At 62.1% G+C, this 10,112-nt stretch carries 7 protein-coding genes; 3 read left to right on the forward strand and 4 right to left on the reverse strand.

Going from position 1 to position 10,112, the window contains the following annotated elements:
- Together IV098_RS14935 and IV098_RS14940 are read right to left on the reverse strand one after the other, a co-directional pair.
- On the reverse strand, positions 1–1,135 hold a 1,135-nt coding region (locus IV098_RS14935; protein ID WP_296890491.1), incomplete at its 3' end, for an ATP-binding protein.
- A 31-nt stretch (positions 1,136–1,166) separates the two neighbouring features.
- A complete protein-coding gene (locus IV098_RS14940; RefSeq protein ID WP_296890493.1) occupies positions 1,167–2,378 on the reverse strand; it encodes a polysaccharide pyruvyl transferase family protein in 1,212 nt (403 codons plus the stop codon).
- Between the two features lie 110 nt (positions 2,379–2,488).
- On the opposite strand from IV098_RS14940, the gene IV098_RS14945 reads away from it, so the two are divergent.
- Positions 2,489–5,341: an ATP-binding protein gene (locus IV098_RS14945; RefSeq protein WP_296890495.1), complete on the forward strand. Its 2,853-nt coding sequence runs from the start codon at positions 2,489–2,491 to the stop codon at positions 5,339–5,341.
- 30 nt (positions 5,342–5,371) lie between these two features.
- Here the strand turns inward: IV098_RS14945 and IV098_RS14950 are convergent, their stop codons facing one another.
- Positions 5,372–6,100 (reverse strand): response regulator, encoded by a 729-nt coding sequence (locus IV098_RS14950; protein ID WP_296890497.1) that lies wholly within the window; start codon positions 6,098–6,100, stop codon positions 5,372–5,374.
- A 211-nt stretch (positions 6,101–6,311) separates the two neighbouring features.
- On the opposite strand from IV098_RS14950, the gene IV098_RS14955 reads away from it, so the two are divergent.
- Both IV098_RS14955 and IV098_RS14960 read left to right on the forward strand, forming a co-directional pair.
- Positions 6,312–7,493, forward strand: a complete 1,182-nt coding sequence (locus tag IV098_RS14955) for an MFS transporter (RefSeq protein WP_296890499.1) — start codon at positions 6,312–6,314, stop codon at positions 7,491–7,493.
- Positions 7,494–7,525: 32 nt separating this feature from the next.
- Positions 7,526–7,816 carry a hypothetical protein gene (locus IV098_RS14960; protein ID WP_296890501.1) on the forward strand — a complete coding sequence of 97 codons (291 nt, stop codon included), beginning with the start codon at positions 7,526–7,528 and terminating at the stop codon, positions 7,814–7,816.
- 637 nt (positions 7,817–8,453) lie between these two features.
- Here the strand turns inward: IV098_RS14960 and IV098_RS14965 are convergent.
- The coding region (locus IV098_RS14965; RefSeq protein ID WP_296890502.1) for an adenylate/guanylate cyclase domain-containing protein at positions 8,454–10,112 on the reverse strand (1,659 nt) is incomplete at its 5' end.

Here is a 10,112-nt window from a genome sequence, read left to right on the forward strand (position 1 = left end):
CCAGCGGATCGGCCAGCACGTCGTGCAGATGCAGCATCAGAAAGCCGCCGTGCGCTTGCAACAGGCTACCGGCGCGGATGCGCGAAAAATCGGTCATCAGCACATCGTTTTCGGACTGATATTCGATGCTGCCGAACAGCGCGCGAAACAGCGGGTTGTCCTCAACGATCACCGGCGCGCCGGCAAGCCCGCTGTTGTCGACCACCAGATTGACGCGATAGCGCGCCAGCACGATCTGCAGCGCCTCCTGCTGGCCTTCCACCTCGCCCTGGCGCTGAAACAGCTCCAGGTTGTCGAACACGTCCTGGCCGATCGCATCGAGCCAGGCGTTGAGCTTGGCGGCGTCCTTGATCTGCTTTTTAAGGCCGGCACGGATAGCCTGCTTTTCGCCGTCCAACAGCGGCTTCACCACCTGCCGCCGCAACGCGGCCAGGGCCTCGTTCATCGCGCGCTCGAGCGGCTGGGTTTTCTCGATATAGCGGGTGATCTCGGCCCGCAGTTCCTGCTCGGCCTGTTCCACCTCAACACGGCGCGTCTTCGGCAACGCCAGCACTTCGTCCTCGGTCAGCGCCTGGCCTTTCTTGCCCGTGAGGGTGAACACCATACGCCCCTCGTCGCGATGCAGCGAAAAGCTGCGCGCCTCGGCAAACGCCGTCAGCGCGGCGTAGTGCTGGGCCACGTCGTCTTTCCAGGCTTGCTCGATGCGTTCGCTCTCGACCTTGTAGTCCTGGCCTTCCAGCCGCTGCGGGATTTCGGCTTGCAGGGTTTTCACCGCCTGCGCCAGCAACTGGCGCAGCAAGCGTCCTTCACCGGCAGGCAGGCGCAGCGCCAGCGGCCGCTCCGGTGCGTCGAAGTTGTACAGGTAGCAGAGATCGGGCGGCACCCGTTTCCCCGCGGCCACTGCCTGCATCGCCTGCTTCAGCAGCGACGAGCGCCCGCTGCCGACTTCGCCCAGCACGAACAGGTTGTAGTCGGGTTGATCCATGCCCAGGCCAAACCACGCGGCGGCTTCTGCGCGCGCCTGGCCGATCCACGGCAGCGCTTCCTGCTGCAGTTCGGACGTATCGGCAAACCCCAGCGAGGCGGGGTCGATGCTCAGGCGCAGCTCGGCGGGGGACAGGGTGATGATCGGCATGGTCCGGAACCGGAAGGTGAGTAACCACAGATTATTGCGCAACTCCTTGCGCCGGCAACAGGCCGGCCCACTGCGCCTGGCTCGCCCGATAGCATGCGCGCAGTTGCACGGCGTTGTCCTGCAGCACGTCGGCCGGCACCGCCAGCGCCTGCATCACTGCCGTGTCGAGCTGACTGACTTCCACGCAACCCGGCATCGCCGGCGGTTCCCAGCTTGCGGCAAACGCCGCCCGCTTGTCTGGGCGCGCGCCCTGCTGCGGCGGCAGCAGGCTGACCCGAGGCAAACCATAGGCCAGCGCAACAATCCGGCCGTGCAGGCTGCTGCCGACCACGCCGCGGCTGGCGGCGATGAGCGCGCAGATATCCCACAGGTGCAATGACGGAAACAGGCGCACCGCAGCGGGTGGCAAGCGGGCCTGCACTTTTCCGAGCAGCACCGGATCGTCGTGCCAGGGCGCCGCGCCGGCGCGGAACAACACCAGCCCCAGCCTTGTTTCATCCACTACTCGGGCCAAACCCTGCGCCAGCGCATCGAGGCTGGCGTCGTCGGCAAAATCCGCGCTGAACTGGCATGCCAGGTAGCCATGTGGAAACGCCAGACGCATCGCCTGCAGCGCGGGCTGCTGCATATGTTGCCGGATCAGATCGCCGAAACACGCCGCTACCATCACCGCCGGATCGGGACACAGCGACGCCTCGATACCCGCTTCCCGCAGCGCGGCCTGCGTGAGCTGATCGCGCACGCTAACCCAGTCCGCCTGTCTGAGCGCGGCCTTCACCTCGTCGCGCTGGGCGGCGGTGAGCCAGGCCCACTCCACCCCGCCCACGGCGTTGAAAATCAGCCGCCCGCCCGACGCGAGCGCTACGCGCCCCGCCACGTAGGGCATGCGGCGCGACGTATTCAGTTGCTGTGCCGCCCAAGCGGCGGCGGCCAGCGGATCGTGGTCATAGCGCGCGATGGCCGCGGTAGCCGCAGGCAGGTCGAGCAGCATCACGGCAGCTTGGTAGGCGTCGCAGGTCAGCAACTCGCCGCCGGCGTGGATCAGGTGTGCGGGCCGCGAGTCGGCCAGCGGCTGCACCCGATGCCCGCCCAGCGCCCGCAGATCGCGCGCCGCCAGTCCCGCATACGCGAATGCATGGCCCGGCAGCAGCGCGGTCAACACATGCGGAAACAGCAGATCGCCGAAGTTGTGGCGGTCGAAGGCGCCAAACAGAGTGGTCGACAGTCCGGCACACGACTTCATAACTACTGCCCCACAAGCATTACCATTAGTGACTGCTGTCTCCAATGCAGTTCGCCTGGGTTCAGGCTGGTGAGTCTGAAACCCCCATCAAACTTTTCTGAGCGTCTGATATGCATAGTTTTGGCGACAATGAACCGCAATATTCAGCCATTCTCAAAGCAGTCGCGGAAAGCATTCTGGTCCTTGATCCCCAGGCGCGAATTGTGGCTCTCAATGATGCAGTGTCCCGCCTGTTTGGTTACAAAGGCACGTTACTCCTGGGCCAAGACATCTACCAGCTCTTTCCTGAGCATGCGCGCAGTCAGATTGCAGAACATTTGAGCGCTCCCCCGACAACCGATCCGTCCAGTGCTCCGCACAGCATGCAGGTGGAGGCTCGTCGTGCCGACGGAACGCTTTTCCCCGTGCGCCTCTCATTCAGCGCGACCGCTCAAGCCGACCATCATGTTGTCTGTTCAATCCATGACATCACCCACCAGGTTCAGGCCGACTCCAACCTGAGACTGGCCCGGGACAAGGCCGAACAGACGCTGGCCTTATTGAAACAGAAGGAGCGGGTCGTCGAGCTTTCCCTGGCAGGTGCGGGGGCGGGGTACTGGCACCTGGATTTCGCATCGGGCACGCTCACGCTCGACGAGCATGCCCTCGCCATGTTTGGTCTGGAGAGGCCAGCATTCTTCGGCCGGTATGCCGACTGGGCAAACCGAATCCACCCGGATGATTTTCCCTGGACCCAGGGCGCGCTGATGGAGGCCATGAGCAGCGAGCAGGCCAGCAATTTTGTCTGGGATTATCGCGTGGTCTGGCCCGACGGCACGCTGCGGCATCTGCACGTAACCGCCAATATCGAACGGGATGCGGAGCAAACGCCGCTCGCGGCCTACGGCCTCAATTTTGATGTGACGGCCGAAAAGGACGCCGAGATTGCCTTACGCAAGGCCAAGGAAGAAGCGGACAGCGCCAACCAGGCAAAATCCTCATTTCTGGCCGCCATGAGCCACGAAATCCGGACGCCGATGAATGGCGTTGTCGGCATGATTGAGGTGCTCAGGCACACCCCTCTGAATAGCGAGCAGGAAGATCTCATCAAGACGATCCGCGACTCGGCATTCGGACTGCTGAACATCATTGACGACATCCTCGATTTCTCGAAGATCGAGGCTGGGCGCCTGGAAATCGAGCACATACCGGTAGATCTCGGCAGCGTGCTTGAAGGCATAGGCGACACCCTGTATCCCCTTGTGGCCAAAAAGGGGATACAACTGTTGACGTATTGCGACCCCGCCCTTCCCCGGGTCTACGGCGACCCGACCCGGCTTCGCCAGATCTTGTTCAACCTGGGTGGCAATGCAACAAAATTCACTGGCAACAACCCCGCGATGACGGGACGCATTGTGATCCGGATTGAGTGCGCCCCATCCCCTGTCGCGGGACACATACGCGTGGCGATGCACGTTGAGGACAACGGGATCGGCATGAGCCCCGAAACGCAATCCAAACTTTTTCGTCCGTTCAGCCAGGCCGAAAACTCCACGACGCGACGGTTTGGCGGGACCGGTCTGGGCCTCACCATCTGCAGACGCCTTGCGGACATGATGGGTGGGCAAATTGAACTGCAGAGCACGGAAGGGAAAGGTTCCGCTTTCTCCGTATTGCTGGACCTCGAACCCGCCCCAGCGGACACGACGACAACCCGCTACGGGCTGACGGGCCTGACCGTTCCACTCCTGTGTTCCGAGCCGAGGGCTTCGGCTTTCCTGGAGCGTTATCTTGTCCACGCCGGTGCAACGGTTTGGCCCGTAGCGGATTCCGAAGCCTTGTCACTCAAGGTCGGCGAACTGGCCGCCAAGCATGCCGCGCAGGTCATCGTCATCGATACGATGGGCGATCCGCGCATCGGGCAGATGCTGAGAGAGAGCATCATTGACGATATACCCGGCGCCCCGCTCCGTTTTGTTTTCCTGGACCGCGGCCAGCGCCGGCATCCTCGGCATGAGGGTGAGGATGGCCTGGCCATCGACCTCGACGCCATTCATCGGGACAAGTTTCTGCTGGCCGTTGCCGCCGCATCGGGTCGCGTCCCGCTCGAAATGGAGCAAGCCGCGCATTCGAGCGAACCCCGCAGGGAGCCGATGACGGTCGATGAGGCCGAAGCGCTTGGGCAACTGATTCTGATTGCCGAAGACAATCCCACGAACCAGAAAGTATTGCTGCACCAGTTGGGCGTTTTGGGCTACGCGGCCGAGGTTGCCGAGGACGGGCGGGCTGCGCTTGAAAAATGGCGCAGCGGCCGTTATGGCATGTTGCTGACGGACTGCCACATGCCCGAAATGGATGGCTATGAACTATCCCTCGCCATACGTGCCGGGCAAAGCGACGGTCAGCATCTACCCATCATCGCGATCACGGCGGATGCCCTGAAGGGGGCCGACAAACAATGCTTCGCAGCCGGAATGGACGATTACCTGAGCAAACCCATTCAGCTGGAGCTGCTGCGCGAAAAAATACGCAAGTGGATGCCCGCCTCCAAGACACCCGCATCGGCTGAACCCATTGAGCCCGATGCGGCGCCCCCCGCGGAAATGGCGATTTCCGGCAATGCGCCCGAAGATACAAACGTAGTGGACACGCGGACCCTGATCGAGATGCTGGGCATGGATGATCCGGCCATGCTTGCCGATTTTTATATGGATTTTCTTCGCACGGGCGAACGTACGCTTGCCGAGATGCAGCAGGCCCACCTGGACCTGCGGTCCGACGAAATCGGCCGGCTGGCACATCGACTGAAGTCCGCGGCCCGCACCGTTGGCGCGCACGCTCTGGCCGATTGCTGCCAGGCGCTGGAGCAGGCGGGAAAGCAAGCGGACGCGTCGGCCATCGATGCCCAGATGCGCCTTTTTCCGGAACTATTCTCCCAGATTGACGCCTGGATCAACCGGTTCAATCAAACCCTTGCGGAATGAACGGACAGGGCGAGTGCGATAGCCCTGCCCTCAACCATTCCCTGGCTGTACCACCCAGCAGGTTTTCTCCTTGAGGACCTCCCGCATTTCCTGAAGGCGATTGATGGTAATTCTGCCCAGGGCATGTTTGGCGGAAAGCAGCAATGTCCCATCCGTCAGGAGGATATCCCGGGCCAGCACCATGCCTGGGCCCAGCTCGTTAATCGATACCTCAACCGAGCGGCCCGGATGTGGCTCGTGCTTTTGCGGCGGCCGGCTAATACTGACCCCGGCATGGTCCGGGACCTTGCCCTCATTCAGCGTGTTCAGAACCGTATTGACGGACAGATACGCCTTGACGTCTCGAAGGGGAATGCGCTCACCGAGTGCCTGAATGATTTTGGCGTTAACGGTAGCGGGTTTCATCGGTTTCACCAGGAAACCGTTCACATCCAGCGCGAGTGACGCGCTCAACACTTCCGTATTGGAGAAGGAGGTCAGGATGATGACAGGAAGGTCACGCGGCGCATCTGTCTGACCGCATCGAATCTGACGCAGGAGCTCAATGCCATTCAGCCCCGGCATCTGCACATCGGAGATCAATATATCGAAGGGAGTGGTGCCCAACACCTCTTTGACGCCACTCCCGCTATCCACCTCACGGACATGCTCGAAGCCAAGCCCCGTCAGCACATGCCGAACGACGCGGCGGATAAATTCGTCATCATCCGCCAGCAGGATATGGGGATTTTTGAGACGGGTTGGTAGAGGTGACTCCATCGTGCTTCCTCATCAATAATCAGTACGCACTACCGCGACACAAACTATCGCATACCTCTGGCATCAGCGGCGCCTCGCCTGGAATTTTGAACTCTATCCGAGAATGGCAGAAGGCGCCCACAGACATCATAAGAGGCTGTCCCGGTACAGATTGTTTGATTTCGCACTACATTACCAAACGCCTGCCCCCACAGCTCAAACACGCTTCGTGATGAAACCCATCCAGCCGACTTTTTTCATCCTCATCGCCCTGATCGGCGGACTCGCCATTTTCAGCTCCACCCTGTCGAAGACGCCGGTGCTGCCGCTGTTCGCGTCATCGCTCCACGCCACCCCGGCGGAAATCGGCTGGATCGTCATGGCCTCGACCCTGCCCGGCGTGCTCATCAGCTACCCTGCCGGCGCCTTGTCCGACTATCTGGGCCAGCGACGCGTGCTGCTGGCTTCGCTCATCGTGTTCGCCACCGCACCGTTTCTTTATCTGGTCATCGAAACCGCCTGGCAGCTGATGGCGGTGCGCTTCTATCACGGCTTTGCCACCGCCATCTTCGGCACCGTCGCCAGCGCGGCGATTGCCGCACGCTATCAGGCCGACCGCGCGGCGCGGCTCTCCACCTATTCGTCGGTCACCATCGTCGGCCGTTCGATCGCGCCGTTTCTCGGCGGCTTCCTGATTTCGCTGGCGAGTTTCGGCGCGGTGTACATCGCCTGCGCCATCGCCGGCGTGCTGGCGCTGGGCGCCGGGCTGCTGCTGCAGGACCATGAACCGCGGCCCCACACAAAACTCGAACTGCCGCATTTCTGGGCCAGCCTCGTCACCGTGCTGCGCGACCGCGGCATCATGCTGGTGAGCCTGGTCGAGGCTGCGCAATATCTGGTGTTCGGCGCCGTCGAAGCCTTCCTCGCGTTGTACGCATCCTCGCTCGGCATCCCCGCGTGGCAGATCGGCATCATCCTCGGCGTGCAACTGCTCAGCATCGTGTTCGCCAAACCGCTGATGGGCCGCGTGTCCGACCGCGTGGGACGCAAACAGGTCATCCTCCCCGGCCTCCTGATCGGCGCGGCCAGCGTCGCGTTGCTGCCGTTCGCCCCCGGCTTCATCGGCCTGTCGGTACTGAGCCTGGCGTTCGGCCTCGGCTTCGCCACCGTCACCTCGTCCACCACCGCACTCGTCGCCGACCTCACCCAGAACGGCCGCTACGGCTCATCGATGGGCGTGCTGCGCACCGTGATGGACGTCGGCCAGTCGATCGGTCCGGTGCTCACCGGCTTCATGGTCGGCGTCGCCGGCTACGGCAGCGCTTTCACCCTGCTGGCGGCGATCCTCGTCGCGGCCGCGCTGATGCTGGGGCTGCTGCTGCACGACGCCAAGGCCCTACCCGATCGGCTATAGTGAGGCAGCCCGTTTCGCCCAAGGAGACTTCCATGCGCACCCCTACCCTGCTCGCCGTTCTGGCATTGGTTTCGACCGGCTTTTTGCACCCGGCCGCCGCCGACTCGACCGTGGTTCAAACCCTCATCGCCGCGCAGCCGCAAGCGATGTCGCCCGAGGCCTGCCTCGCCCACGCCAAGGGCGACCACCTCGCCCAACTCGCCTGCTGCAAGGACCACAAGGGCGTGTGCGGCTGCCGCGCCGGCAAGATCGTGTGCTGCGACAACACCACCAGTAACGAGCCGGGGTGTACGTGTCATGGGGATGAAGGCGTCGTCGAGTAGGTAAGAACGTGGATGCGAATTGCTTGGCAACCTCTTTCTTTTGATTCAGCGATCACCATGAGACACGCTCGATATCCTCAAGTCGGCCTAGATTCGCAGTGCCTTTCGTACCTTCTCGATGCTATCGCTGACATTAGTGAACCCAGAGACCGTTTATCTTTGGAGAAAATAGCTTTGCTACGTTCTTGGTTCTACAGACCAGGCACCTTCGCCTTCACCCTCACTCAAACCGTAATCTCAGAAGTTGAAAAAATTCCAGATGTAGCGCGTCGCAATAATCACGAAAGTTTTATTCGAACACTATTTAACGAACCCCGGGTTGAAGACTTTGCTTACGTTCGCGATCGAACTGCTCACTTTAAACTCACGCACCCTAAATTGCGGGACTGCCAAATTCTCGCGGAGGCTGAAGAGCTTGGGCTAGATATCGTACTTACTTACGATCATGACTTTTGGAAACGATTGCACGGTGCATCACCGACAACCAGACTCATTAAGCCATCTGTTTATTGGGCAGAACTCAATGTCCCAAGAGGCGCGGAACCGAGGACCGTGCCCCATCATACAAACCCGCTGAGCCAGCAAGCATGGTGGCGTTGGTAAAGGAAATCCATCTAAACAAAGTACTGCGTGTCCTTTACTTACTTACCGCCACCCAAACCCCATCCCACCCCGCCACCGGCGGCGTCTGCCGAAACGCCGCAATCCGCTCCAGCATGACCTGGCTAGGATGATCGCCCGGCGCATTCGCCAAGCAGTCACGGAGCGCCGCTTCAGCCGCATCCCAGTCCTGTGCGCGGTAATGCGCCAATCCCGCCTCATACGCCTGCATCGCCTTGCGCGCAGCGTCGCCCACCTCGGCGGCAAGACCGATCAACTCATACACCTTGACCGGCTCCAGCTTGCCGGCGACACACAGGCTGTCGATTTCACGGAAGGCCAGCGTATGGCCGGCCAGATCGCGCGTCGCCTCGCTAACCAGGATGCGCGTGCCGTAGAACTTGTTGGCCTGCTCCAGCCGTGAGGCCAGGTTCACGGTGTCGCCGATGACGGTGTAGCCGCGCGAGGTTTCGGAGCCGATGTTGCCGACGGTGACGTCGCCGCTGGCGAGGCCCATGCGGACGTTGACCTCGGGCAGGCCGTGGCGGATGCCGAACAGTTCGGGCAAGCCGGCGCGGAAGGTTTCCATTTTCTGCATCTGATCGAGCGCGGCGAGGCAGCCGAGGCGAGCGTGGTCGGCGGGGTCGGTGAAGGGCGGGCCCCAGAAGGCCATGACCGAATCGCCGATGTATTTGTCGACGATGCCCTGGCGTTCGCGCACCACTTCCGACATCAGCGAGAAATAGCGGTTGAGGAAGCGCACCGCGGCGTCCGGGGTGAGGCCTTCGCACATCCGGGTGAAGCCTTCGAGGTCGGAGAAGAATACGGTCATCACCTCGCGCTCGCCCTGGTTGGCGGCGATGCGATTGTCCAGCAGGTTCTTCACGATGCGCGGGTCGACGTACTGGCCGAAGGTTTCGCGAATGTGTTCCTTTTCGCGCAGCCCCACCACCATGTGGTTGAAGGAGGTGGCGAGCGTGGCCAGCTCGTCGTGGGTACGCACCAGGATTTCCACCTCCAGATCGCCGGCCTCCACCGCCCGCGTACCGGTTAGCAGGCGCTTGACCGGATCGACCAGCGACCGCGTGACGAAGCCGGCAAAGATCAGCCCGAGCGTGGTGGCGATGGCGGTAATGATCCAGTTGAGGGTGGTGGCGCGCGCCTCTTCGGCCTTGGCGCGACTGGCGGTGTCCTGGGTCAGCTTGTTGAGCAGGTCGATGGTCTTGCCGATTTCGACGTCGACGGTGTCCTTCTCGCGCAGCAGCGCATCGCGCACAACTTTTTCCGACCGCGGGGTGCCCTCCTCCGCCTCGATCTGGAACAGGCGGAAGCTCATGTGAAAGTGCTGGCGTGCGGTCTGGATCGCCGGCAGCTGCTTGCCCAGTACGGCGAGCGTTACGCGGTCGAGCTCGATGCCTTTTTCCGCTTCGGCCTCGGCCAGCATGCGCAGCGAGGAATCGACGATCTGGTCGGCGTTGATGCCGCGCATGTCGAAGCTGCTGGATTCAGTGGCAAGAAACGCCGGATCGGGATTCGCCACGTCCCTGCCCGCCATCACCCGCTCCATGTGCACCATCTGCTGGCGGATGAGGATTTCCACGCTGGCCACCTGCTGCTGCAGCGGCAGGTAATAGTCGGCCAGCGCGCGCACCTGGTTGTTGAGCTGGCGGAAGTTGAGCACCGACAGCCAGGTGAC

Source organism: Thiobacillus sp. (genome assembly GCF_018780105.1).
In the GTDB taxonomy this organism is placed as follows: Bacteria; Pseudomonadota; Gammaproteobacteria; order Burkholderiales; family Thiobacillaceae; genus Thiobacillus.